Below are 24,481 nucleotides of genomic sequence, written 5' to 3'. Positions count from 1 at the left end.
CGTGATGCGAACCCACCCCGTCGGCACCCTGCGTGCCGAGAACGCCGGCCAGACCGTGACCCTCGCCGGATGGGTGGCCCGCCGCCGCGATCACGGTGGCGTGATCTTCATCGACCTGCGGGACCGCTCCGGATCGGCCCAGGTGGTGTTCCGCGAGGGCGAGATGGCCGAGCGGGCGCACCGGCTGCGCTCCGAGTTCTGCATCCAGGTCGTCGGCGAGGTCGTCCGCCGGCCCGCGGGCAACGAGAACGCCGACCTGCCGACCGGCGACATCGAGGTCACGGTCACCGGGCTGACCGTGCTGTCGGAGTCCGCGCCGCTGCCGTTCCCGATCGACGAGCACACCGGCGTCGGCGAGGAGATCCGGCTCTCCCACCGCTACCTCGACCTGCGCCGTCCCGGGCCGGCCGCGGCCATGAAGCTGCGCAGCGACGTGAACAAGGCCGCCCGCGACGTGCTCGCCGCCGAGGACTTCATCGAGGTCGAGACGCCGACCCTGACCCGGTCGACCCCGGAGGGCGCGCGCGACTTCGTCGTCCCGGCCCGGCTGCGCCCCGGCTCCTGGTACGCGCTGCCGCAGAGCCCGCAGCTGTTCAAGCAGCTGCTGATGGTCGGCGGGCTGGAGCGGTACTACCAGATCGCGCGCTGCTACCGCGACGAGGACTTCCGCGCCGACCGGCAGCCGGAGTTCACCCAGCTCGACATCGAGATGAGCTTCGTCGAGCAGGACGACGTCATCGCGCTGGCCGAGAAGGTGCTGGTCGCGCTGTGGAAGCTCGTCGGCTACGACGTGCCCACCCCGATCCGCCGGATGCCCTACGCCGAGGCGATGGCCCGCTACGGCTCGGACAAGCCCGACCTGCGGTTCGACATCGAGCTCACCGAGCTCACGTCGTACTTCGCGGGCACCGGGTTCCGGGTCTTCCAGAACCCCTACGTCGGCGCCGTCGTCATGCTGGGCGGGGCGTCGCAGCCCCGCAAGGCGCTCGACGGCTGGCAGGAGTGGGCCAAGCAGCGTGGCGCCCGCGGTCTGGCCTACGTGCTGATCGGCGAGAACGGACAGGTCGACGAGCGCGGCCCCGTCGTCAAGAACCTGTCCGAGGCCGAGCGGTCCGGGCTGGCCGAGGCCGTCGGCGCGAACCCCGGTGACTGCATCTTCTTCGCCGCGGGGACGCCGAGCGAGGCCCGCGCACTGCTCGGTGCCGCCCGGGGCGAGATCGCGCGGCGCATCGGCGCGATCGACGAGTCGGCCTGGTCGTTCGTCTGGATCGTCGACGCCCCGCTGTTCGAGTCGGCCGCCGACACCGACGACGTCGCCGTCGGCGGCGGTGCGTGGACCGCGCTGCACCACGCGTTCACCTCGCCGACCCCGGAGTGGATCGACAGCTTCGAGAAGGACCCGGGCAACGCGCTGGCCTACGCCTACGACATCGTCTGCAACGGCAACGAGATCGGTGGCGGCTCGATCCGTATCCACTCGGCCGAGGTGCAGAAGCGCGTCTTCGAGGTCATGGGCCTGTCCGCGGAGGAGGCGCAGGAGAAGTTCGGCTTCCTGCTCGACGCCTTCGCCTACGGTCCGCCGCCGCACGGCGGGATCGCGTTCGGCTGGGACCGGATCACCGCGCTGCTCGCCGGCGTCGACTCGATCCGCGAGGTCATCGCCTTCCCGAAGACCGGCGGCGGGTTCGACCCGCTGACCCAGGCACCCGCTCCGATCACCGCCGCCCAGCGCAAGGAGGCCGGCGTCGACGCGAAGCCCGCCGCGCCCGCGCCCGGGGGTTCCGTGCCCGGCCCGTCGTCGGAGACCGGCGGCGGCGCCCCGGAGAAGCCCGGCCCGGCCGCGTAGGTGCTGCACCTACGGGTGGTCTGTCCAGCCGGACGGACCGCCGACGTCCGCACCGTCCTCGACACCGAACCCGGGGTGGCCCACCTGGTGGTCCACCCCGGGGTGGCCGTGCATCCGGCCGGTGACCTGATCGAGGCCGATGTCGCCCGGGAGTGCGCCGACGACCTGCTGGGCAGGCTGTCCGATCTCGGCGTCGACCACGACGGCGGCATCACCCTCGAACAGCTCGACACGGTGCTGTCCGACCGGGCCGACGCCGCCGAGGAGGCCGCCCCGGGGGACGGCGCCGACGCCGTCGTCTGGGACGAGCTGATCCAGCGCACCGGCGAGGAGTCGCGGCTGTCGGGGACGTTCCTGACCTTCCTCACCATCGCCTGCCTGCTCGCCGCCGTCGGCGCGGTCACCGACTCGCCGGTCACCGTGGTCGGGGCGATGGTGCTGGGCCCGGAGTTCGGCCCGATGGCCGCGATGGCGGTCGGATTGGTGCTGTGTCGTCGCGACCTGGTCTCGCGCGGCGCGCTCGCGCTCGCCGTGGGGTTCCCGCTGGCGATGGCCGTGACCGCCGTCGCGACCCTGGTGTTCGACCTGCTCGGCTGGTTGTCCTCGGCCGGGCTCGACAGCCTGGAGCAGATGGACTTCATCTACGAGGTGGGGCCGTTCTCGCTGGTCGTCGCCGTGCTCGCCGGGGCGGCCGGGATGCTCTCGCTGACCTCGGCGCGGTCGTCGGCGATGGTCGGCGTGGTCATCTCGGTGACGACCGTCCCCGCCGCCGCCTACGCCTCGGTCGCGGTGATCGAGGGACGCTGGAACGAGGCGGCACTGTCGGCGCTGCAGCTGGGGGTCAACCTGGTGGGCGCGATCGGCGCCGCGGCCGCGGTGCTGGCGTTCGCCCGGCGCGGGTCGCGACGTCGGGGCGCGGACCGCGCGCTCTCCGAAGGGTAGGGTCGCCTTCGATGACCGATCCGCAGTCGACTCCGGGCGCGGTCGCGGCGGTGGCCGGGGCCGCGCGCCTGCTGTCGCGGCGGGCCGGCTCGGAGGTCGAGCTGTACGAGCCCGAGGACCTAGGCGGCAGCGGCCGCTCGGTCGTCGCCCGGGCGCGGATGGCGAAGAACCCGTTCTCCGACCGGCGCAGCGTCGTCGTGAAGCACTACGCGCCGCCCGAGGACGGCTCGGCCGGCGCGGACCTGGTGTCGGACCCGTTCCGCTACGAGGTCGCGTCCTGCCAGCTGTTCACCGCGCTGCCCAGCGACGTCCGGCCCAGCCCCGTGATCATCGCGCACGACCCCGAGCAGCGGTTGCTCGTCCTGGAGGATCTCGGCCGCAGCCTGACCCTGGCCGACAAGCTCTTCGGCCCGGACGCCCACGCCGCCCGCACCTGCCTGCTCGGCTGGGCCCGTGGCCTGGGCCGGATGCAGGCCGCGACCGCCGGTCGGGAGGGTGACTTCAGCGCGCTGCTGCGCCGGCTGGGGGAGAAGGCACGCCGGGACCCGGTCGCCGACCAGGCCCGCGCCGCGCTGGCCGGCCTGCCGGAGCTGCTGGCCGGGATCCTGGGGGTCGAGGTGCCGGAGCTGGCGTCGTGGGAGGCCCAGGGCGGGGTGCGCCTGCTCGGCGGCACCGGGTTCCGTGCGTTCAGCCCGTCCGACACCTGCCCGGACAACAACCTGGTCACCAGCCGCGGGGTTCGGTTCGTCGACTTCGAGTGGGGCTGCTTCCGCGACGTCGTCCTCGACGCGGCCTACGTGCGGGTGCCCTTCCCCGGGTGCTCGTCGAGCTTCGCCCTGCCCGACGCCGTCGCCGACGCCATGCTCGACGCCTGGCGGGCCGAGGTCGCGCCGGTGTGGCCCGAGCTGGACGACCCGGAGCTGCTGGAGTCGCGCCTCGCCGACGCCCAGGTGCTGTGGGTGTGGTGGTCGACCTGGCGGCTGCTGCCGCGGGTGCCCGAGCGCGACGGGCCGATCGGCCCCGACGCCGGCCGGTCCCCCCGGATCTCGACGGCACTGCGGCACTACTGGCGACGCCTCGGTGTCACCGCGGAGGCGACGGCCCGGCCCGGCACGGCCGCGCTGGCCGACGCCGTGGTGACGGCGCTGGACACCCGCTTCCCGGACGCGTCGTCGACGCTGCCGCTGTTCCCGGCCTTCCGTGGCGGCGACTGGTAGGGGTCTGCACGACAGCGCTGCCCCGAGAGTTCCCGCGGCGGTACGAGACGCGTCACCGGTTGCACACGGAAACGGTGGCTGCGGCGGTGAGGGTGTCGGCGTGTCCCCGATGACCGCGCGCCCGTCCGTCGTCGATCCGGTCCTGCGCTCCGTCCGTCCCGTCGCCGCACCGCGTGCGACCGGGCGGCCCGTCCGGCACCTCGTGCTGCTGGGCGACTCCACCGCCGTCGGGCTGGGGGATCCCCTGCCGGGCGGTGGCTGGCGCGGTGTCGGCCCACTGCTGCGCGACGCCCTCGACGATCCCGCCCGCCCCGGCTCGGTCCGGCTGGACAACCACGCCCGGACCGGGGCACGCATGGCCGACGCCCGGCACGGTCAGGTTCCCGTGGCCGCGGCGTCGGGGCCCGACGTGGTCGTGCTGTGCGTCGGGATGAACGACACCCTCCGCTCGGACTTCGACCCGGCCGGGATCCGGCGGGACTGCGCGGAGTCACTGGAGCTGCTGCTGGGGGCCGGTGCGACCGTGCTGCTGCTCCGCTTCCACGACCACACCCGCGTCTGGCCGCTGCCGGGCCTGTTGCAGCGGGCGCTCGCCGCCCGGATCTCCGCTCTGAACGGGGCCGTCGACGCGGCGGTGGCCGACGCCGTCGCCGCGACGGGACGGTCCGCCGTCGGGATCCTCGACCTCGACACCGCCGGCAGCTACGACCCGGCGGCGTGGAGCGTGGACCGGTTGCACCCGTCCGAGCTGGGCCACCGGCTGCTGGCGCGGGGTTTCGCCGGGCTGCTCGGCGCCGCGGGGTTCGCGGTACCGGGGGAGGTCGGGCTCGACGCCGCCGGTGGCCGGGAGGTGACGGCCTGGCAGCGGGGGGCGTGGCTGGTGGTGCAGGGCGTGCCGTGGCTCGTGCGGCGGGGCCGGGACCTCGGGCCGGTGATGGTGCGCGGCCTGGTGGAGGGGGCGCGGGTGCGCAGGCTCTCGGCCTGACCCGTGCCCCGGCCGGCGTCGGTCACCGTCGGAGCCGGGGAGTCCCGCTACAGGCGTCGCAGGAAGTTCCCGATCCGCTCCACGGCCTGCTCCAGCTGTGGCAGCGCCGTCGCGTACGAGCAGCGGATGTGCCCCTCCCCGGGCGACCCGAACACGCTGCCCGGGACGACGGCGACCGACTCCTCCCGCAGCAGCCGCTCGGCGAAGGTCTCCGAGTCCAGGCCGGAGGCGCGGATCGAAGGGAACGCGTAGAACGCGCCCGCGGGCTCCGGGCAGTCCAGCCCGGCCTCGCGCAGGCCCTTCACGAACACCCGTCGGCGACGGTCGTAGTCGGCCACCATCTCCGCGACGTCGCCCTCCGCGCTGGTCAGCGCCTCCACCGCGGCGATCTGCGAGACGTGCGGCGCACACAGCATCGTGTACTGGTGCACCCGCAGACACAGCTCGGCGATCGGCTCCGGCGCGGCGAGCCAGCCGACCCGCCACCCCGTCATCGCCTGGGCCTTGGAGAACCCGCCCAGGACCACCGTCCGCTCCCGCGCACCGGGGACCGCACCCAGGCAGGTGTGGGTGCCGACGTAGGTGAGACGGTCGTAGATCTCGTCGGAGAGCAGGTACAGGTCGTGCCGCTCGGCCAGCGCGACGAGCTCGCGCAGCACCTCGGGCGGCTGCACCGCGCCGGTCGGGTTGGCCGGCGAGCCGATCAGGATCGCCTTCGTCCGCGGGGTGACCGCGGCCTCGACCGCGGCGCTGTCGATGGCGAACCCGTCCTCGGCGTGGGTCGGCACCCCGACCGGGACACCCCCCGCGAACGCGACGCAGGGCTGGTAGGCGACGTAGCAGGGCTCCGGGACGATGACCTCCTCGCCCGGGTTCAGCAGCACCCGGAACGCCAGGTCGAGCCCCTCGGACACCCCGGTCGTCACGAGGCACTCGGTGGCGGGTTCGTAGTGGGCGTCGTAGCGCGACGCCAGGTCCGCACACACCAGCTCACGCAGCTTCGGCAGGCCCGCGTTGCCGGTGTAGGTGGTGTAGCCGCGCTCCAGGGCGTAGATGCCGGCTTCGCGGATCCGCCACGGCGTCACGAAGTCGGGTTCGCCGACACCGAGGGAGATGACGTCGTCCATCTCGGCGGCGATGTCGAAGAACCGCCGGATCCCCGACGGCGGGATCGCCGAGATCGTCGTGTTGAGCGGCTTCACGGGGTCACCGGCAGCCGGTGGTCGGGCTCCGGCTCGGCGAAGGAGTCGCCGTCGCGCTTGTGCGTGGCCAGCACGAAGTGCGTGGCGGTCGAGCGGACCCGGTCGATCGTGGACAGCTTCTGGGACACGAAGTCGCTGACCGCGCGGATGTCCGGGCCGACGACCGTGCAGCGCAGGTCGTGCCCACCGGAGACGAGGTAGCAGTCGCGGACCTCGTCGAACCGGGAGATGCGAGCGGCGACGTCGTCGAACCCGACCCCACGGGCCGGGGCCACCGAGACGTCGATGAACGCCGTCACCTGCGCACCGGCGCGGCCCGCGCCGGGGTGGCCGTCGCCGCCGTCCTCGTAGCGGGCCCAGTCCACGACGGCCTTGTGCCTGCGGATCACCCCGGAGCGTTCCCACTCCGCGATCCGGGTGTCGACCTCGTCCCGGGTCAGACCCAGCATGGTGGCGACGGTGTCGTGGCTCAACGACGCGTCACGTTCGAGCAACTCGAGGATCTCGCGCACGGCGTGACCCTACGACGACCGCCCGTCGTCGCGCCGCGGGCCGGGCGGGTCGGTCGTGGCCCGCCCCGTCCGACCGGTCAGGCCGCGCGCGGCAGCGGGGCCGCGACGCCCGGAGTGACGGCGCCGCGGGCCGGGTCGAGCAGCCCGCACTCCAGGTCGACGAGGTGCAGCCGCGTACACGGACCGCACACGTACACCGTGCCGGCCGGGCCGTGGTGGCTGCTCCACGCGAGTCCGCGGACGTCGGCGGGGGTGCGCGGACGAGAACAGAGCGGGCAACTCGGGATCGTGTCCATGCCCTGTGAGCATGCACGGGATCTGTTGCGAGGCGGTGACACCGCGCGTCCGCGGCGTTGCGTTCCGGCGACGATCCGGGGTCGGAGACGATCACGGTGCGTACGCGACGGTCACGAATCGGGGGCGAGCCGGTGAATTCGGCGCCGCCGCACCCGGTCCGCAACTAGGGTCCGCGCGCATGAGCAGCAACGAACCGCCGCGGGGCGAGGACCCGCAGGCCGGTCCCGGGGGCGCCGCGACGCCCGGTGGCGCCCAGGAGCCCGGCCACGCGGCCTGGAGCGGCGACCGGCCGGACACGCCGGAGGGTGGGCAGTACGGCCAGGCTCCCCACGGGCAGGACCCCGGCACGCAGCACGGGCAGCCGGGCCAGCAGTACGGGCAGGACCCGGGGCAGCAGTACGGCCAGCCCGGGCAGTACGGCCCGCCCGGCCAGCCCGGGCAGTACGGCCAGCCGGGGCAGTACGGCCAGCCGGGGTCGCAGTACGGTCAGCAGCCGTACCCCGGCCAGTACCCCGGCGCGGGCCAGCCCTACGGCGGCCAGCAGCCCGGGACCCCGTACCCCGGCCAGTACCCCGGGGCCGGGCAGCAGTACCCCGCCCAGTACCCGCCCGGCCAGCAGTACGGCGGTCCGTACCCCCAGGGCGGCTACGGCCAGCCCGCCTACCCCGCCGGCGGCGCCCCGCCCAGCGGCACCTCCCCGGATCCGCTGGTGCCGTTCTCCTTCGGCGACTGGTTCTCCAAGATCGTCGGCGTGCTGCAGCGGAGCTGGAAGCCGCTGCTGGTCATCAACCTGATCGTGCTGATCCCGACCGCGATCCTCAGCGCCCTCGGCTACGTCCTCGACGGGAGCACGCGGTCGTCGTTCGACCCCGTCGACCTCGACCTCAGCGCCGGCGTCGTGGCGGGCCTCGGCCTGACCACCCTGCTCCTGGCCGTGGTCACCCTCGTGCTGTCGGCTCTCGGCTATGCGGCGTCGGTCTTCGTCGTCGTGCGCGACGCGGCACAGCGCCCGTGGAACCAGGACCAGGTCATCGCGTTCGCGAAGAACCGCGCACTCCCGGTGATCGGCTGGTCGTTGCTGGCCGGGCTGCTGTTCGTCATCGGGTTCTTCCTGCTCGTCATCCCGGCCATCTACCTGGGCGTGGTGTTCACGGGCGCGCTGATGGGGGTCGTGGTGATCGAGCGGGCCGGGATCGGCCGGGCGTTCACCCTGGTCAACCCGCGTTTCTTCCCCGTACTCGGCCGGCTGGTGGTCTTCTTCCTGATCGCGGTCGTGTACTCGATGATCATCTCGCTGGTCATCGCCACGCCGCTGATGTTCCTCAGCCCCGTCCTGGGTGAGCTCGTGGCGGTCCTGCTGCAGCTGCCGCTGCAGATGGCCGGTGTCGCCGCCATGATCGTCACCTACGCGGAGTGCCGCTTCCACGAGCACAACCCGGTGCACACCCCCGTCCTCGCCGACGAGATCGACCGGGCCTGAGGCGCTCGTCCCCCGGGGCCGGTGTCCTGGCAGGCTGGATGCGATGAGCACCGACGGCCTGTTCGACATCGACCCGGGGGGCGACGAGCGCGACACCGGTGACGGCGACGCCGTCCGTCCCGACGCGCCGCTCGCCGCCCGGATGCGTCCGCGCACCCTCGACGAGGTCGTCGGCCAGGCCGACCTGCTGAAGTCCGGCGCCCCGCTGCGCCGCCTCCTCGACGGCGGTGCCGCGGCGTCGGTGCTGCTCTACGGCCCGCCCGGCACGGGCAAGACCACCCTCGCCCGGCTGATGGCCGGCGCCGGGGGAGCCGACCGGCACTTCGTCGCCCTGTCGGCGCTGTCGGCCGGGGTGAAGGAGCTGCGGGCGGTCATCGAGGAGGCACGCCGGCGTCGCGACCGCAGCGGCACGACCACGGTGCTGTTCATCGACGAGGTCCACCGCTTCTCCCGCACCCAGCAGGACGCCCTGCTCGGCGCGGTCGAGGACCGGCTCGTCCTGCTCGTCGCCGCGACCACCGAGAACCCGTCGTTCTCCGTCGTGTCCCCGCTGCTGTCCCGCTCCCTCGTGCTGCAGCTGCAGTCCCTCGGGGAGGAAGACGTGCGCACCCTGCTCCATCGCGCCGTCACCTCCGAGCGCGGCCTGAACGCGACCGTCGAGCTCGCCGAGGACGGCGAGGAGGCACTGGTCCGGCTCTCCGCGGGCGACGGGCGCCGCGCGCTCACCGCGCTGGAGGCGGCCGCCGACGGCGTCCTCGGCGCGGGCGGCGACCCGGTGATCGACCTCGCCGCCGTCGAGCGCGCCGTCACCGAGGTCGCCGTGCGCTACGACCGCGCCGGCGACCAGCACTACGACGTCATCAGCGCGTTCATCAAGTCCATCCGCGGCTCCGACCCCGACGCCGCCCTGCACTACCTGGCCCGGATGCTCGTCGCCGGGGAGGACGCCCGCTTCATCGCACGCCGGCTGATGATCCACGCCTCGGAGGACGTCGGGCTGGCCGACCCGACCGCGCTGCCCGCCGCCACCGCGGCCGCCCAGGTCGTGCAGCTCGTCGGGATGCCCGAGGCGCGGATCGCGCTCGCCCAGGTCACCGTGCACCTGGCGACCGCGCCCAAGTCGAACGCCGTGATCACCGCGATCGACGCCGCGATGGCAGACGTCCGCTCCGGCAAGGTCGGCGGGGTGCCCCCGCACCTGCGCGACGGCCACTACGCCGGCGCGCAGAAGCTCGGCAACGCCGTCGGCTACCGGTACCCGCACGACGACCCCGACGGCGTCCTGCGCCAGCAGTACCCGCCCGACGACGTCGTCGGCGTCGACTACTACGCGCCGTCCGGGCGTGGGCACGAGCGCGTCCTGGCCGAGCGGCTGCCGAAGCTGCGGCGCGTCGTGCGCGGTACCCGGGACTGAGCCCGGATCAGCCGGTGCGCAGGGTCAGCCCGAGCGCTCCGGTCGCGGTGCGGATCGGGGTGAAGTAGCTGGTGCAGTTGCCGTCGCCGCCGGCGCCGGTGTGCACGCCCTGGGCCTGCCCGGACGAGGTGATGTAGGGGGCGCCGGAGTCGCCCTCCTGGGCGCACGCCGCCACCGAGGTCAGCCCGGACTGGCTCTGGCCCTCGAAGTTCACCGTCATGTCGGTGCGCTGGATCGTGCCGCAGGACCGCCCGCTGGTGGAGCCGTAGAGACAGACCGAGGAGCCGACGGGCGCCGGACGGCTGCCGGCGACCCGGATGCCCGACACCGTCGGCGACACGCTGCCCGGGCCGACCGCGATCGCCCCGACGTCGACCCCGCCGCCCGCGGTCTCGACCTCCGAGCCGATCGTCGAGCCGTCGACGGCGTACCAGGACGACGAGTTCCGGGTGCAGTGCCCGGCGGTGATCAGCCAGTCGCTGCTGCCGTCCGAGGCGGCGAACCCGGCCGTGCAGCGGCGGGTCCCGTCGGTGATGGTGTCGCCCCCGCCGACCGCGGCCTGCCGGTGCGCCGGCGCCGCGACCCGTTCCACCCGTACCGCGGACGGGTCGAGCCCACCGGTCAGGCGCGCGGCCAGCGCGTCGGCACCCGGCCCGTCGACGACGCTCAGCACGACCTGCTCGGTGCGGGGGTCGACGCCGTAGGAGTCCAGGCCGGCGGGCATCCCGGTCGCGGTGCGGGCGGCCAGCGCCGACAGCACCGCGACCGGGTCGCGGCGCGGCTCGTCGCGCACCACCGGCGTCGCGCCGAGCGCGGTGATCAGCGGAGCCGTCCCGGCGTCCCAGGTGCCCACCATCAGCCGGTCGCCGGCCAGCCACGTCCCGGCCAGTGCGGGGCCGAGTGCCTCGGTCACCGCCGGCACCAGCGCCGCGGCCGCGTCGTCGCCGACCGTGACCGGGGCCGGCTCGGGCGCCGCGGTCGCCGGCACGGCCACCGCCACACCGATCGCGACGGTGCCGAGAGCGGCGAGCAGGAGACGGTGCGGGCGACGCAGAGGCACGAGCGTTCCTTCGGGCGGGCGGAGCGTGACACCCGGCCCAACGACGCTGCTCCGCATGGGTCACGCCCCGCAGACGGATGGCACCCCACTGTGAGATGGAGACGTCCGTCCGTGGCCTGGGTCACCCCCGTCAGGACCCGAGGCTCCTACTGTCCGTCGTCACATACCGCAAATTGTGCATATTAATTGACCCCGAAAGGGTGCACCGCGAGGGTTGAACGCAGGCCGGGGCGCGGCCGGGCGGACCTGCCGGCAGCGCCGACCACCACCGGCGGAGGACAGCGCGACAGTCGCGCCGCCCGACCTCTCCCGGGGTCGGACGGGCGGTGCCGGCGCCTGACGCGCCCCCCCGGGGCGCGACCGAGGAGAGCTGGGTAGATGCACGACGGACCCGTGGCCATCGCGACCGCACCCGACGACACCGCACCCGACGACACCGTCGAGGAGACCGACCCCGGGCAGGCGCCGGACCTGCTCCCGCCGGAGATGCTGGCCGCCGCCGTCGCCGGCGACGAGCGCGCCGTCGCACTGCTCCTGGCCAAGGTGCATCCGCAGGTGGCGCGCTTCTGCCGCGCCCGGCTGGGCCGGCGCGAGACCATCCTCGGCTGCGCCGACGACGTCGCACAGGACGTCTGCATGGCCGTGCTCTCCGTACTGCCGGACTACCGGCCCTCGGGCATGTCGTTCCGCGCGTTCGTGTTCGGCATCGCCCGGCACAAGGTCGCCGACGCGTTCCGGGCGATGGCCCGCAACCGCTGCGACGCCGTCGAGGAGGTCCCCGAGCGGTTCAGCCGCGAGGAGGACCCGGAGCAGTTCGTGCTCCACGCCGAGCGCAACGACCGGCTGTCCGACCTCATGGGCCTGCTCGGCCCGCGCCAGGTCGAGATCCTCACGTTGCGCGTCGCGGTCGGGCTGAGCGCCGAGGAGACCGCCGACGTGCTCGGCTCCACCCCGGGTGCGGTCCGCGTCGCCCAGCACCGCGCGCTGCAGCGGCTGCGCCGCGAGCTGGAGGACCGCGCGTCCCGCCGGGCGGGTGCCCCGGTCGTCGCCGTCCCCGCCCCGCGGGCCCCCGTCCGCGCCCCCGCGGCCCTCGTCCCCGCGGTCCCCGCGCCGCGGCCCCCACTCGACGCCCCGCTGCCGGTCGCGGTGTGACCGCGGCGTGACGGCGGGCCCGCCCGCTCCCCGGTCGACCCCCCGGACCGGGAGCACGGCGCGGCCCGCAGGCGGCCGGTGCCGGTGCGCTCGGGCGCGCACCGGCACCGGCCGTCGCTGCTGCGGGTGCCGGTAACCTGGCACGACCGGCCTCCCGCGGCGTCCCCACGCCGCGCGGCCTACGGTGTGGCGCGGGCGCAGGGCGCCCGCCCCGTCGCCGACCCGTCGCCAGCCGTACCCGTCACGAGAGACCCACCGGTGCAGACCCACGAGATCGTCCGTCGTTTCACCGCCCACTTCGAGAGCAACGGGCACACGCCCGTCCCCAGCGCCTCGCTGATCCTCGAGGACCCGCAGCTGCTGTTCGTCAACGCGGGCATGGTGCAGTTCAAGCCGTACTTCCTCGGCGACGTCCCCGCGCCCTACCCGCGCGCCACGTCGATCCAGAAGTGCGTCCGCACGCCGGACATCGACGAGGTCGGCAAGACCACCCGGCACACCACGTTCTTCCAGATGGCCGGGAACTTCTCCTTCGGCGACTACTTCAAGCGCGGCGCCATCGAGTTCGCCTGGTCGCTGATCACCCGCAGCCAGGACGAGGGCGGCTACGGCTTCGACCCGGAGATCATCTGGGTCACCGTCTACCACGACGACGACGAGGCCATCGCGCTCTGGAAGGAGATCGCGGGCCTGCCCGAGGAGCGCATCCAGCGCCGCGGCGGCGACGACAACTACTGGGACATGGGCGTCCCCGGTCCCGGCGGACCCTGCTCGGAGATCTACGTCGACCGCGGCCCGGAGTTCGGCGCCGAGGGCGGCCCCGAGGCCGACGAGGACCGCTACCTCGAGATCTGGAACCTCGTCTTCATGCAGGACGAGCGCGGCGAGCTGTCCCCGAAGAAGGGGCATCCGCCGATCGGCACGCTGCCGCACAAGAACATCGACACCGGGATGGGCGTCGAGCGGGTCGCCTTCCTGCTGCAGGGCGTCAACAACGTCTACGAGACCGACCTCGTCCGACCGGTGATCGCCAAGGCCGAGCAGCTCTCGGGCCGCCGCTACGGCGAGAACGAGGCCGACGACGTCCGCTTCCGCGTCATCGCCGACCACGCCCGGTCCTCGATGATGATCGTCGGTGACGGCGTCACCCCGGGCAACGAGGGCCGCGGCTACGTGCTGCGCCGGCTGCTGCGCCGCATCGTGCGCTCCGCCCGGCTGCTCGGCGTCACCGGTCCCTGCCTGGGCGAGTTCGCCGAGGTCGTGCGCGAGACCATGTCGCCCACCTACCCCGAGCTCACCACCGACTTCGAGCGCATCTCCGCGGTCATCCGGGCCGAGGAGGACACCTTCCGCGCCACGTTGACCGCCGGGGAGCGGATCTTCGAGGGCGCGGTGTCGAAGGCGCGCTCCGCCGGGAGCGACACCCTGCCCGGCGACCAGGCGTTCGCGCTGCACGACACCTACGGCTTCCCGATCGACCTGACCCTGGAGATGGCCGCCGAGGCCGGACTCACCGTCGACCGGGAGCGGTTCACCGCGCTGATGGACGAGCAGCGTTCGCGGGCCAAGGCCGACGCCGCCGGGCGCAAGGTCGGCTTCGTCGACGCCTCGGTGTACCGCGCCGTCCTCGACACCCACGGCGCCACCGACTTCACCGGGTACCAGACGCTGCAGTCCGAGGCCCGGGTCGTCGGGCTGCTGCGCGACGGCGCCACCGTGCCCGCGGCCGAGGAGGGCGAGCAGGTCGAGGTGCTGCTCGACCGCACCCCGTTCTACGCCGAGGCCGGCGGCCAGCAGGCCGACACCGGTGTGCTCCGCGGTGCGTCGTTCGAGGTCCGGGTGGACGACGTCCAGTCGCCGGTGGCCGGGCTGCGGGTGCACCGCGGCGTCGTCACCGCCGGCACCGTGACCCTCGACGCCGAGGTCGTCGCCGACGTCGACCGCACCCGCCGGTCCGCGATCTCGCGCGCCCACACCGCCACCCACCTCGTGCACGCCGGGGTCCGCGGGGCGCTGGGCAGCGCCGCCGCGCAGGCCGGGTCGCTCAACGCCCCGGGCCGGCTGCGGTTCGACTTCACCTCCCCGACCGGGGCCGTGCCGCCCGCGGCGCTGGTCGAGATCGAGGAGGAGGTGAACTCGGTCCTGCAGGAGGACCGGGAGATCCAGACCTACGAGACCTCCATCGACTCCGCGCGCACGCTCGGCGCGATGATGCTGTTCGGCGAGAAGTACGGCGATCGCGTGCGCGTGGTCGACATGGGCGACTACTCGCGTGAGCTGTGCGGTGGCACCCACGTCGGGCGCACCGGCGAGCTCGGCCTGGTCCGGGTGCTGTCCGAGGCCTCCATCGGCTCCGGCGTGCGTCGGGTCGAGGCGCTCGTCGGACTGGACGCCTTCAAGCACGCCACGACCGAGCACCTGCTGGTCAACCAGCTCGCCGACCAGCTCAAGGCCCGCCCGGAGGAGCTGCCGGAACGGATCAACGGGATCGTCGAGCGGCTGCGGACGGCCGAGCGGGACCTGGAGAAGCACCGCGCCGACGCCGTCCTGGCCTCGGCCGGGGCGCTGGCCGAGCGGGCCGAGGACCTCGACGGCACCGCGCTCGTCGCCGTCACCGCCCCGGAGGGGGTGACCGGCAACGACCTGCGGACCCTCGCCGCCGACGTGCGCGGCAAGCTGGGAGACCGGCCCGGTGTGGTCGTGCTGTTCGGCGTCGACGGGGAGAAGGTGTCGTTCGTCGTCGCCACCACGAAGGCGGCACGGGACAACGGGGTCGCCGCCGGGAAGCTGATCGGCGAGTTCGCCCCGGCGGTCGGCGGGCGCGGCGGCGGCAAGCCCGACCTCGCCCAGGGTGGCGGCACCGACCCGGCCGGGATCGACGCCGCGGTGCAGAAGCTGCGCACCGCGCTGCGTCCGTGACGCCGGTCCGCGGGCGGCGCCTGGGCATCGACGTCGGCGCCGTCCGCGTCGGCGTCGCGATGTGCGACCCGGACGGGATCCTCGCGACCCCGGTCGAGACCGTCGCGCGCGACGCCGAGGGCGGCGCCGACGTGCGCCGGATCGCCGATCTGGTGGCCGAGCACGACGTCGTCGGCATCGTGCTCGGGCTGCCCCGGAACCTGCGCGGCGAGGACGGCCCGGCAGCCGTCGCCGCGCGGGAGTTCGCGGCCGCGCTGGAGGCGGGTCTCGCCGCCGCCGGCTGCGCGGTGCCGGTCGAGCTCACCGACGAGCGGATGACCACCGTCGTCGCGACCCGGCAGCTCGCCGGGCGCGGCGTGCGCGGCCGCAAGCAACGCTCCGTGATCGACCAGCAGGCCGCCGTCGCCATCCTGCAGGGCTGGCTGGATACCACCCGCGACGGCTGATCACCGCCACCGGGGGTGACCACCCGGCGGGCGCCGGGCCGTTACCCTCGTGCCCGTGACCGGCGCCGGCGAGTACGACGTGACGTCCCGGGGCCCGGTGTGAGCACGACCGCGGGCCCCGTGCGGCACCGTCCGACCCCGGTGCACTTCCGGCGGCGGCGGCTCGCCCTGCTGGGGTCGGCGCTGCTGGCCGGTGCGGTTCTCGTCGCGGCGGGTCTGTACCTGCGCGGCGCCGACGACTACACCGGTTCCGGCAGCGGCTCGGTGGTGGTGCGGGTCGAGTCCGGCGACTCCACCAGCGCGATCGGGGACACCCTGGTCGGGTTGGACGTGGTGAAGTCCCGGGCGGCCTTCGTCGAGGCCGCCGCCGAAGAGCCCGGCATCCAGCGGGTCCAGCCCGGCTACTACGAGCTCCGCTCGCACATGTCCGGCGACTCCGCGGTGGAAGCGCTGCTCGACCCGGAGCGGCGCGTCGGGTTCTTCGACGTCAAGGGCGGCGTCCAGCTCGACGACACCCGCGCCCCGGACGGCACCGTCTCCCCGGGTGTGCTGTCCCAGATCTCCCGCGCCACCTGCCTCGGCGCCGCCGACGGCGACCCCACCTGCACGAGCGTCGACGCCCTGCGCACCGCGATGGCCGACGCCGACCCGGCCGCGATCGCCGTCCCCGACTGGGCCCGCGCCGGCTACCGGGCCGCGGCGCCCGAGCGCCGGATGGAGGGCCTGGTCGCCCCCGGCCCCTACGACCTGGATCCGCGTGGCACCCCCGAGCAGGTGCTGCGGCAGGTCCTCACCGCCTCGGCGAAGCGGCTCGACGCCGCCGGGCTGGGCGGCGCGAACTCCTACCGCACCCTCGTGCTCGCCTCGGTCGTGGAGAAGGAGGCGCTCGTCCCCGACATGCCCAAGGTGGCACGGGTGATCGAGAACCGGCTCGCCGCGAACCAGCGACTGGAGATGGACTCCACCGTCAACTACCCGCTCGACGTGCAGGCGCTGCGCACCACCGCCGAGGCCCGCAACACCCCCGGCCCGTACAACACCTACCTCAACACCGGGCTGCCACCGACGCCCGTCGCCTCGGTGTCCACCGCCGCGCTGGCGGCCGCGGAGAAACCGGCCGCGGGGCCCTGGCTGTTCTTCGTGCGGTGCACGACCGAGGGCGCCTCCTGCTTCGCCACGACCTACCCCGAGCACCTCGGCAACGTCGACCGTGCCCGCGCCGCCGGAGCGTTCTGACCCATCACCGGGCGCGCATGCAACCCCGCCCCAACCCGTGACGGCGCTCACCCGCCACCGGTAGACCGGTCCCGACAACGACGTCAGGCGAGAGGAGCCAACGATGCGTGCGGTCGTCTACCGGGGACGCGGGGACCTCGACATCACCGACGTGCCCGAGGGCGAGGTGGGCCCCGGCGAGGTCCGGCTCAGGGTCGGGTTCAACGGCATCTGCGGCTCGGACCTGCACGAGTACTACGCGGGGCCGATCTTCATCCCGAACGGGCAGAAGCACCCGCTGACCGGCCGCGAGCTGCCGTTGACCCTCGGCCACGAGTTCTCCGGCACCGTCGTCGAGATCGGGTCGGGGGTCCAGGGCGTCACCGAGGGCGACCGGGTCGCGGTGATGCCGCTCTACAGCTGCGGGACGTGCTCGCGCTGCGCCGAGGGCCGCGAGAACGTGTGCGCGCAGATCGGCTTCCACGGGCTGATGGCCGACGGCGGCATGGCCGAGTCGACCGTCGTTCCGGCACACATGCTGCACCCGCTGCCGGAGAACGTGTCGCTGGAGATGGGCGCGCTCGTCGAGCCCATGTCGGTGGCCTACCACGCGGCGAAGCTCGGCGAGGTGGACCCGGGCGACACCGCCCTGGTGTTCGGCGCCGGGCCGATCGGGATCGGGCTGTGGTTCGCGCTGCGCGGCATGGGCGTGGAGAACGTCCGCGTCGTCGAGCCGTCGGCGACCCGGCGCGGCGCGATCGAGCGGCTCGGCGCCCAGACCCTCGACCCGACCTCCCAGGACGTGCCCGCGATCGTCGCCGACCTGACGAACGGCCGCGGCGCCGACGCCTGCTACGACGCCGCGGGCGTCGCCCCGGCCGTCGCGACGGCGCTGGACACCCTCGGTGCCGGCCGTCCGATGGTCAGCGTCGCGATCTACGAGACGCCCCTGGTGACCCCGCTGCTCAGCCTGGTCCTCGGGGAGTCCCGCATCCAGGGCTCGCTCTGCTACACCCACGACGACTACCGGGCGGTGATCGAACTGATGGCGGGCGGCCACTACGACACCACCGGCTGGACGGAGAGGATCGCGATGCGCGACGTCGTCGAGGAGGGCTTCGAGGCGCTGCCCGCGGGCCGGAAGATGAAGGTCCTGGTCGACCCGTCCCTGGCCTGACCGGGGGTCCCTGACCGGGGATCACTGCCCCCAGAAGCCCTCCGGCGGCCGCGGTGAGGGGACCGCGTACGCATCGGTGACGACGCCCGCGCCGCGGCCGAGGGCGCGGGTGTCGGCGTCGTCGAGGACCCGGGCCGGGAACGGGTCCCCGGCCGCGCGGCGGGTCACGCCGGGCACCGGGAGCTCCCGGTCCGACGCGGCGAGCACGAGGTTCCCGAACCGGCGACCGTGCAGCACGTCCGGCGCGGCGACGAGTGCGAGCTCGGCGAACGCCGCGCCGGCCGTCGCGATCTGACCGGGCAGGAACGGCCACGGGGCGCCGTCGCCGAGGTTCGCCACGTGCATCCCGGTCGGCGCGAGCACCCGGCGGACGGCGGTGAGGAACTCCGCCGTCGTCACCTGGGCCGGGGTGCGGGCGCCGGCGAACACGTCGACGACGACGACGACGTCGAACGACCCGGGCGCGAACCGGCCCAGGGTGGCGCGTGCCTCCCCGGTGACCACGGCCAGCCCGTCCGCGACGCCGGGGCCCGGCAGCCGGTGTGCGACGAGGGCGGCCAGCTCGGCGTCGAGCTCGACGACGGTCTGGGCCGACCCGGGGCGGGTCGCGGCGACGTAGCGGGCCAGCGTCCAGGCCCCGCCGCCCAGGTGCAGCACCCGCAGCGGCACGGCGGGCGGCGCGGCGAGGTCCACGAGGTGGCCGATCCGGCGGACGTACTCGAACTCGAGGTGCTCGGGGGCGTCGAGGTCGACGTGGGACTGGGCGGTCCCGTCGAGCAGCAACGTCCACGACGACGGCCGCGCCGCGTCCTGCACCAGCTCGGCGACGCCGTGGTCGACCTCGGCGCGGACCACCGCGCCGGCCCGACGGTCGTCCTGCGGTGCACGGGATCCCATTCCGGTCATCCTGCCCCGGGCCGACGAGTTGTCCACAGGCGGGCGATCGGTCGGTCCGGGCGGCGCCCCGGGCCCCAGGATCGGGGTATGAGCCTCGTCGTCCTCGCCGCCGCCCTGGGTCTCGTCGCCGGTGCGGGTACCCGGTACCTGCTGGCCCGGGCGCCCCGCGGGGCGCCGGTACCGGAGCGGTGGTGCGGGCCGGGGACGGCGGCGGGGACGGCGGCGGGGACGGCACTGTGCTGGGCGGCGGTTGCGCTGGCGGTGCAGACCGGACGGCTCGACCCGCGGTGGGCGGCGCTGCTCGCGGTGCTGTCCTGGCTGGCCGTGGCCGGGTCGGCGACCGACCTGCTGGTCCGCCGGCTGCCGAACGCGCTCACGGTGCCCGGGTTCGTGCTGGTGCTGGCCGCGCTCGTCCCGGCCGGGGGCGGCGCCGTGCTGCGCGGCCTGGCCGGCGCGGTGCTGCTCGGCGGCGCCTACCTGGTGGTGCACCTGGTCTCGCCGCACGCGATGGGCGGCGGCGACGTGAAGCTGGCCGCCCCGGTGGGAGCCGCGGCCGCCGGGACGGGGTGGGCGCTGCTGCCGGTGGTGGCGGTGGGCGCCGCGATCGCCTCGGCGGTGGTGGCGCTCGTCGTGGTTGCGGCCGGCCGGGCCGGGTGGGGGAGCAGGCTCCCGCACGGGCCGGTGCTGCTCGGTGCCGCCCTGGTGGTCGTCGCCGCGACGGTCGTGGTGCCGTCGGGTGCCGTCGGGGCCGGGTGAGAGGATGGTCGCCGTGCTGCGATGGATCACCGCCGGGGAATCCCACGGTCCGGCCCTGGTGGGCGTGCTGGAGGGCATGGTCGCCGGTGTCTCGGTCACCACGAAGGAGCTGCAGGCCGAGCTGGCCCGCCGCAAGCTCGGCTACGGCCGCAGCCCACGGATGGCGTTCGAGGCCGACGAGCTGGAGGTCCTGGGCGGCCTGCGGCACGGGGTCACCCAGGGCGGCCCGGTCGCGGTCCGGATCGGCAACACCGAGTGGCCCAAGTGGGAGACGGTGATGGCCGCCGACCCGGTGGACCCGGAGCTGATCGCGCACCGCGCCCGCAACGCGCCGCTGACCCGGCCCCGCCCCGGGCACGCCGACCTCGCCGGCATGACCAAGTACGGCTTCGACGAGGCCCGTCCGGTCCTGGAGCGGGCCAGCGCCCGCGAGACCGCGGCGCGCGTCGTGCTCGGCACCGTCGCGAAGGCGTTCCTGCAGCAGGCGCTCGGTGTGACGATCGTGTCCCACGTCGTGGGCATCGGTGCCGTCGACGCCCCGGACGACGAGCCGCTGCCCGGCCCCGCCGACCTCGACCGGATCGACGCCAACCCGGTGCGCGCGTTCACCGACGCCACGGGTGCCGCGATGGCCGCCGAGATCGACGCCGCCCACGACGCGGGCGACACCCTCGGTGGGGTCATCGAGGTCATCGCCTACGGGATGCCGGTCGGCGTCGGCACCTACGTGCAGGCCGACCGCCGCCTCGACGCCCGGCTCGCCGCCGCGCTGATGGGCATCCAGGCGATGAAGGGCGTCGAGATCGGTGACGGTTTCCGCACCGCGCACCGCCGCGGCTCCGTCGCCCACGACGAGATGGTCCCCGCCGGCTCGCCCGGGCAGGGCCCGGCGGGCACCGTCCCGGTCACCCGGCTCACCAACCGGGCCGGTGGCATCGAGGGCGGGATGACCAACGGCGAGCCGGTCCGGGTCCGGGTCGCGATGAAGCCGATCTCCACCGTGCCGCGGGCGCTGCGCACCATCGACACCACCACCGGTGAGGAGGCCACCGCCATCCACCAGCGCTCCGACGCCTGCGCCGTGCCGCGTGCCGGGGTCGTCGTCGAGACGATGGTGGCGCTGGTCCTGGCGCAGGCCGCGTTGGAGAAGTTCGGCGGGGACTCGCTCGACGAGACCCGCCGCAACGTCGCCTCCTACCTCGCGGGGCAGCGATGACCGCGCCGGGCCCCGATGCGCAGGGCCGCCCCTGGCTGGTGCTCGTCGGCCCGCCCGGGTGCGGCAAGAGCACCATCGGGACCCTGCTCGCCCAGTGGCTCGGGCTGAGCTTCGCCGACACCGACGCGGTGATCGTCGAGCGCATCGGCAGGCCGATCGCGGAGATGTTCGTGCAGGAGGGCGAGCCCGCGTTCCGCGCGCTGGAGCGGGAGGTCGTCGCCGAGCAGCTGCACGCCGGGCACGGCGTGCTCGCCCTCGGCGGCGGCTCGGTGCTCGCCGCCGAGACCCGGGCGCTGCTCGCCGGGCACCGCGTCGTCGCCCTGGAGGTGGACCTCGCCGACGGGATGCGCCGCACCGGCATGTCCACCGCGCGCCCGCTGCTGGCCGGGGTGAACCCGCGTGCCACCTTCCGCGCCCTGCTCGCCGAGCGCGCCCCGCTCTACGCGGAGGTCGCGACCGTGCAGGTGAGCACGGTGCGGCGCAGCCCCAACCAGGTCGTCGCCGCGGTGCTGGCCGCGTTCGGCCAGGGCCCGGACACCCTGCCCGAGGCCTCGCCCGACGCGGCCGACCCGTTCGACCGTCCCACCCCGCGCCAGGACTCGACGCTCCCGGCGCCCGGCTTCGGCTCACCACAGGACGCCACCGGGACCGGCACAGAGCGGGCGGAGGCCCGATGACCGACACCACCACGCTGCCCGACACCTCCGGCACCCTCGAGTCCGACGGTGCGGTCCGCATCGACGTGCGCACCGAGCAGCCCTACCCGGTGCTCGTCGGCGCAGGGGTCGCCGCCCGTCTCGCCGAGGTCGTCACCGGGACCGGCGCCGGCCGGGTGCTCGTGCTGCACCCGCCGACCCTCGCCGACCGCGCTGCCGCCGCCTGCGACGAGCTCGCCGCCGCCGGGCTGGCCGCCGCGCTGCACGAGGTCCCCGACGCCGAGGGCGGCAAGTCGCTGACCTCGCTGGCCGACTGCTGGGACGCCTGCGCCGAGGCCGGGCTGACCCGCGCCGACGTCGTCGTCGGGTTCGGCGGGGGAGCGGTCACCGACCTCGCCGGGTTCGTCGCCGCCACCTGGATGCGCGGGGTGAAGGTCGTGCACGTCCCGACCACGCTGCTCGCGATGGTCGACGCTGCCGTCGGCGGGAAGACCGGCATCAACACCGCCGCCGGGAAGAACTTGGTCGGCGCGTTCCACGAGCCGTCCGCGGTGCTGGTCGACCTCGACACGCTGCGCACGCTGCCGCGCGCGGAGCTCGTCGCCGGGTCCGCGGAGGTGTGGAAGGCCGGGTTCATCGCCGACCCGATCATCCTCGACCGCGTCCGCGCCGACCCGGCCGCCGCGCTGGACCCGACCGGGCCGGTGCTGGCCGAGCTGGTGCGCCGCGCGATCCGGGTGAAGGCCGACGTCGTCGGGGCGGATCTGCGCGAGTCGCACCTGCGCGAGATCCTCAACTACGGCCACACCCTCGGCCACGCCGTGGAGCGCCGCGAGCGCTACCGCTGGCGGCACGGGAACGCCGTCGCCGTCGGCCTGGTGTTCGCCGCCGAGCTCGCCCGCGCCGCCGGGCGGCTCGACGACGCCACCGCCGACCTGCACCGCGAGGTGCTGGAGCTGGTCGGGTTGCCGACGAGCTACGAGCCCGGCGTGCTCGACGAGCTGACGGAGACCATGCGCGGTGACAAGAAGTCCCGCGCCGGGACGCTGCGGTTCGTGGTCCTCGACGGGCTCGCCGAGCCCGGCCGCCTGGAGGGCCCGGACCCGGAGCTGTTGGCGACCGCGTACACCGCGATCTCCCGCTGAGACCGTGCCCGTGCCGCGGGCCGATGTCCTCGCTCCGCTCGCCGTGGTCGCCGGGGGGTCAGCGGGTCGCGTGGGACTCGTAGCGGTACAGGACGGCCAGCTGGGGGACCGAACGGCGCACGTCACGCGGGGACGCGACGGCCAGGGCCGTCAGGTCGTCCGCCGCGGCCCACAGCTGCTCGGCCGACGACAACTCGCCGTCGTGAGCGCGTGCGGTGAGATGGGCGATGGCGGCGTCGCCGCGCGGGTTCAGGTGCGCGACCCGCCACAGCAGATGACGGGCCGCGGCGAGGTAGGCGTCGTCCGACCTGGAGGCCTGTTGGTCGTCGAGATGGGCGAGCAGGTCCCAGGTCGGCTCGCCGGCGGCCGGACGTACCGCGAACAGCGGCCGTGCCCCCTCGCGCTCCCGGACCGCTCGCTCGCGGCTGCGCATGCGGCACGCCCAGGCGACGAAGCCGGTCGCAACAGTGAGCAGAAGGAGCACCAGCAGCGCTTCGGACGCCTGCAGGACTGCTGCGCCGAGCCCGCCACCGACCAGCAGCGAGACCACGATCAGGCGCGCCCGGCGGGGCCCCGGCGCGGACGCGGTGTCGGCGGCGTCGGACAACAACGCCATCATCAACGGCCGGGGCAACAGCGGATCGGCCACGATCAGCTGACCTGCGTGCGGCAGCGCTGCACCCCACCAGGTCAGCTCGGCGCCGACCCGTGACGGGGCAGCAGCTCCACCGAGCTGCCAGCTGTCGCGCGCGGTCACCTGCGCAGCCTCCGTGAACACGTCGCTTGCCCGCCCGAGCCCGTTGGCGCTCATCCGGCGGGATGGAGCAGCGAATACAACACATTGCGTCCTGTAGGGCCATACGATCGAGCACTCCGTCACCTGGTGAGACCAACCGCCTACACGAAGCGCAACGGATCTTGTGACGCCAGGTAGTTGAAGGCGGCACGGGCAGCATGGCGGCAGTGATCGACCCGACCGTCGAGCTCGCCGAGGGCGTGACCCCGAACAGAGGCCGACACCGGTCGAGATCAGGTGGCGCCCGCGTCGTCGGTGCGTACGTCCCTCATGGTCCCGGGCGTGGTGACGGCACCGACGGGTTGGACGGAGGAGCGGCCGGGCCGTGGCTGACCAGGACCTGGTTACGGCCGGCGTTCTTCGCGGCGTAGAGGGCCTCGTCGGCGGCCGCGAGCAGGACGTCGAGCTCGCGACCGGCCTGCGGGTAGACCGCGGCCCCGATCGAGGCGGTGAGGTCGGTGACCGCGACCGGGGGGACCTCGTCGTCGACGTGGACCGCCAGGCGCTCGATCCTGCGTCGGATCCGCTCTCCCACCTCCAGGACCGCTTCTGCGTTGCGGCTTGCCGAGGTGAACATCCCGGCCAGCGCGATGACGAACTCCTCCCCGCCGAAGCGACCCGCCGCGTCGTCGTCGCGGATCTCGGCGACGATCGCCTCGCCGACCGCGCGGAGCACCGCGTCACCGACCAGGTGCCCGTAGCGGTCGTTGACCTCCTTGAAGAAGTCCAGGTCGAGGATGAGCACGCCGGCACAGGTGCAGTCGCGCTTCGCCGCGCCGAGCAGCTGCAGCGCGCGGGAACGCCAGCCCTCGGCGTTCAGCAGACCGGTCTTCGCGTCCGTCGATGCCCGTGTCTCCAGCTGCCTGATGAGGGTCGTCTGCTCCATCAACACGAGCGCAGGGATCAGCAGCCAGACGAGCAGGACGTGGTCGGGGACGATGACAGCCGCGACGATTCCGCCGAGGCTCAGTGAGGTGTTCTCAGTAGCGGGTTGATCATGTCGTGCGGTCGTACTCGGTGTGGAGTAGTACGAGCGCAGCTGCGGTGATCGCGCCGGTGCGCCAGGGACATAGCGTGACTCGCCGCAACGCGGCGAAGGTGGTCTTGAGCAGGGCGTTTCCGCGTTCGGCCAGAGCACGAAGGGCTGAGTG

At 74.4% G+C, this 24,481-nt stretch carries 22 protein-coding genes and 1 pseudogene; 15 read left to right on the top strand and 8 right to left on the bottom strand.

Features of this window, described 5'->3' with window-relative positions:
- Position 1 precedes the first annotated feature (1 nt).
- The 4 genes from aspS (at position 2) to Ae505Ps2_RS23630 (ending at position 4,990) form a co-directional block, all read left to right on the top strand.
- Positions 2–1,846 (top strand): aspartate--tRNA ligase, encoded by a 1,845-nt coding sequence (gene aspS / locus Ae505Ps2_RS23645; protein ID WP_075554004.1) that lies wholly within the window; start codon positions 2–4, stop codon positions 1,844–1,846.
- On the top strand, positions 1,847–2,788 hold the full coding sequence (locus tag Ae505Ps2_RS23640) for a DUF389 domain-containing protein (protein WP_075306037.1): 942 nt from the start codon (positions 1,847–1,849) through the stop codon (positions 2,786–2,788).
- An 11-nt stretch (positions 2,789–2,799) separates the two neighbouring features.
- Positions 2,800–4,005 (top strand): hypothetical protein, encoded by a 1,206-nt coding sequence (locus Ae505Ps2_RS23635; RefSeq protein ID WP_075306039.1) that lies wholly within the window; start codon positions 2,800–2,802, stop codon positions 4,003–4,005.
- Positions 4,006–4,114: 109 nt separating this feature from the next.
- The gene (locus Ae505Ps2_RS23630; RefSeq protein WP_170917153.1) at positions 4,115–4,990 is read left to right on the top strand and encodes a GDSL-type esterase/lipase family protein; all 876 of its coding nucleotides are present in this window, start codon (positions 4,115–4,117) and stop codon (positions 4,988–4,990) included.
- Between the two features lie 47 nt (positions 4,991–5,037).
- Here Ae505Ps2_RS23630 and Ae505Ps2_RS23625 read toward each other — a convergent pair whose 3' ends face one another.
- From Ae505Ps2_RS23625 to Ae505Ps2_RS31395, 3 genes are all read right to left on the bottom strand, one after another.
- Entirely contained in the window at positions 5,038–6,192 is a 1,155-nt protein-coding gene (locus Ae505Ps2_RS23625) for an aminotransferase class I/II-fold pyridoxal phosphate-dependent enzyme (protein WP_075554003.1), read from the bottom strand.
- The gene (locus Ae505Ps2_RS23620; protein WP_075306042.1) at positions 6,189–6,704 is read right to left on the bottom strand and encodes an Lrp/AsnC family transcriptional regulator; all 516 of its coding nucleotides are present in this window, start codon (positions 6,702–6,704) and stop codon (positions 6,189–6,191) included. The genes Ae505Ps2_RS23625 and Ae505Ps2_RS23620 overlap by 4 nt, the downstream gene beginning before the upstream one ends.
- Before the next feature lie 77 nt (positions 6,705–6,781).
- Entirely contained in the window at positions 6,782–7,000 is a 219-nt protein-coding gene (locus Ae505Ps2_RS31395; RefSeq protein WP_139318704.1) for a hypothetical protein, read from the bottom strand.
- A gap of 179 nt (positions 7,001–7,179) precedes the next feature.
- On the opposite strand from Ae505Ps2_RS31395, the gene Ae505Ps2_RS23615 reads away from it, so the two are divergent.
- Together Ae505Ps2_RS23615 and Ae505Ps2_RS23610 are read left to right on the top strand one after the other, a co-directional pair.
- Complete coding sequence (locus tag Ae505Ps2_RS23615; protein ID WP_075306044.1) at positions 7,180–8,481, top strand: hypothetical protein; 1,302 nt, start codon at positions 7,180–7,182, stop codon at positions 8,479–8,481.
- A gap of 43 nt (positions 8,482–8,524) precedes the next feature.
- Positions 8,525–9,895 (top strand): replication-associated recombination protein A, encoded by a 1,371-nt coding sequence (locus Ae505Ps2_RS23610; RefSeq protein WP_075306046.1) that lies wholly within the window; start codon positions 8,525–8,527, stop codon positions 9,893–9,895.
- Between the two features lie 7 nt (positions 9,896–9,902).
- Here the strand turns inward: Ae505Ps2_RS23610 and Ae505Ps2_RS23605 are convergent, their stop codons facing one another.
- The gene (locus tag Ae505Ps2_RS23605) at positions 9,903–10,955 is read right to left on the bottom strand and encodes a S1 family peptidase (protein ID WP_075306047.1); all 1,053 of its coding nucleotides are present in this window, start codon (positions 10,953–10,955) and stop codon (positions 9,903–9,905) included.
- Positions 10,956–11,333: 378 nt separating this feature from the next.
- Here Ae505Ps2_RS23605 and shbA point away from each other — a divergent pair, with 378 nt between their 5' ends.
- The 5 genes from shbA to Ae505Ps2_RS23580 all read left to right on the top strand — a co-directional run bounded on the left by shbA (position 11,334) and on the right by Ae505Ps2_RS23580 (position 17,864).
- On the top strand, positions 11,334–12,107 hold the full coding sequence (gene shbA, locus Ae505Ps2_RS23600) for an RNA polymerase sigma factor ShbA (protein ID WP_075306049.1): 774 nt from the start codon (positions 11,334–11,336) through the stop codon (positions 12,105–12,107).
- A gap of 258 nt (positions 12,108–12,365) precedes the next feature.
- Entirely contained in the window at positions 12,366–15,026 is a 2,661-nt protein-coding gene (gene alaS, locus Ae505Ps2_RS23595; protein ID WP_075306051.1) for an alanine--tRNA ligase, read from the top strand.
- Positions 15,023–15,472 carry a Holliday junction resolvase RuvX gene (gene ruvX, locus Ae505Ps2_RS23590; RefSeq protein WP_075306053.1) on the top strand — a complete coding sequence of 150 codons (450 nt, stop codon included), beginning with the start codon at positions 15,023–15,025 and terminating at the stop codon, positions 15,470–15,472. Before alaS ends, ruvX begins: the two co-directional genes overlap by 4 nt.
- Before the next feature lie 99 nt (positions 15,473–15,571).
- A complete protein-coding gene (locus Ae505Ps2_RS23585) occupies positions 15,572–16,708 on the top strand; it encodes an endolytic transglycosylase MltG (protein WP_158071495.1) in 1,137 nt (378 codons plus the stop codon).
- 103 nt (positions 16,709–16,811) lie between these two features.
- Positions 16,812–17,864 carry a 2,3-butanediol dehydrogenase gene (locus Ae505Ps2_RS23580; protein WP_075554002.1) on the top strand — a complete coding sequence of 351 codons (1,053 nt, stop codon included), beginning with the start codon at positions 16,812–16,814 and terminating at the stop codon, positions 17,862–17,864.
- 21 nt (positions 17,865–17,885) lie between these two features.
- Here the strand turns inward: Ae505Ps2_RS23580 and Ae505Ps2_RS23575 are convergent, their stop codons facing one another.
- Positions 17,886–18,761, bottom strand: coding sequence for a fused MFS/spermidine synthase (locus Ae505Ps2_RS23575; protein ID WP_075554001.1), 876 nt, complete (start codon positions 18,759–18,761; stop codon positions 17,886–17,888).
- Between the two features lie 87 nt (positions 18,762–18,848).
- On the opposite strand from Ae505Ps2_RS23575, the gene Ae505Ps2_RS23570 reads away from it, so the two are divergent.
- The 4 genes from Ae505Ps2_RS23570 to aroB are packed head-to-tail and all read left to right on the top strand — an operon-like array spanning position 18,849 to position 22,534.
- Positions 18,849–19,517: an A24 family peptidase gene (locus Ae505Ps2_RS23570; RefSeq protein WP_083702372.1), complete on the top strand. Its 669-nt coding sequence runs from the start codon at positions 18,849–18,851 to the stop codon at positions 19,515–19,517.
- Between the two features lie 13 nt (positions 19,518–19,530).
- A complete protein-coding gene (gene aroC / locus Ae505Ps2_RS23565) occupies positions 19,531–20,733 on the top strand; it encodes a chorismate synthase (protein ID WP_075311707.1) in 1,203 nt (400 codons plus the stop codon).
- Positions 20,730–21,410, top strand: a complete 681-nt coding sequence (locus tag Ae505Ps2_RS23560) for a shikimate kinase (RefSeq protein ID WP_075554000.1) — start codon at positions 20,730–20,732, stop codon at positions 21,408–21,410. The genes aroC and Ae505Ps2_RS23560 overlap by 4 nt, the downstream gene beginning before the upstream one ends.
- Positions 21,407–22,534: a 3-dehydroquinate synthase gene (aroB, locus tag Ae505Ps2_RS23555; protein ID WP_075306061.1), complete on the top strand. Its 1,128-nt coding sequence runs from the start codon at positions 21,407–21,409 to the stop codon at positions 22,532–22,534. The genes Ae505Ps2_RS23560 and aroB overlap by 4 nt, the downstream gene beginning before the upstream one ends.
- A gap of 58 nt (positions 22,535–22,592) precedes the next feature.
- Here aroB and Ae505Ps2_RS23550 read toward each other — a convergent pair whose 3' ends face one another.
- The 3 genes and pseudogenes from Ae505Ps2_RS23550 to Ae505Ps2_RS31390 all read right to left on the bottom strand — a co-directional run.
- Positions 22,593–23,291: a hypothetical protein gene (locus Ae505Ps2_RS23550; protein ID WP_139318705.1), complete on the bottom strand. Its 699-nt coding sequence runs from the start codon at positions 23,289–23,291 to the stop codon at positions 22,593–22,595.
- A 307-nt stretch (positions 23,292–23,598) separates the two neighbouring features.
- Positions 23,599–24,216, bottom strand: a complete 618-nt coding sequence (locus Ae505Ps2_RS23545; protein ID WP_075553999.1) for a GGDEF domain-containing protein — start codon at positions 24,214–24,216, stop codon at positions 23,599–23,601.
- Positions 24,217–24,325: 109 nt separating this feature from the next.
- A pseudogene (locus Ae505Ps2_RS31390) lies at positions 24,326–24,481 on the bottom strand (IS5/IS1182 family transposase); the annotation flags it as partial.

Source organism: Pseudonocardia sp. Ae505_Ps2, from assembly GCF_001932425.1.
In the GTDB taxonomy this organism is placed as follows: Bacteria; Actinomycetota; Actinomycetes; order Mycobacteriales; family Pseudonocardiaceae; genus Pseudonocardia.
Note: the sequence above shows the minus strand (reverse complement) of the source record. Positions and strands in the feature narration are given on the sequence as shown.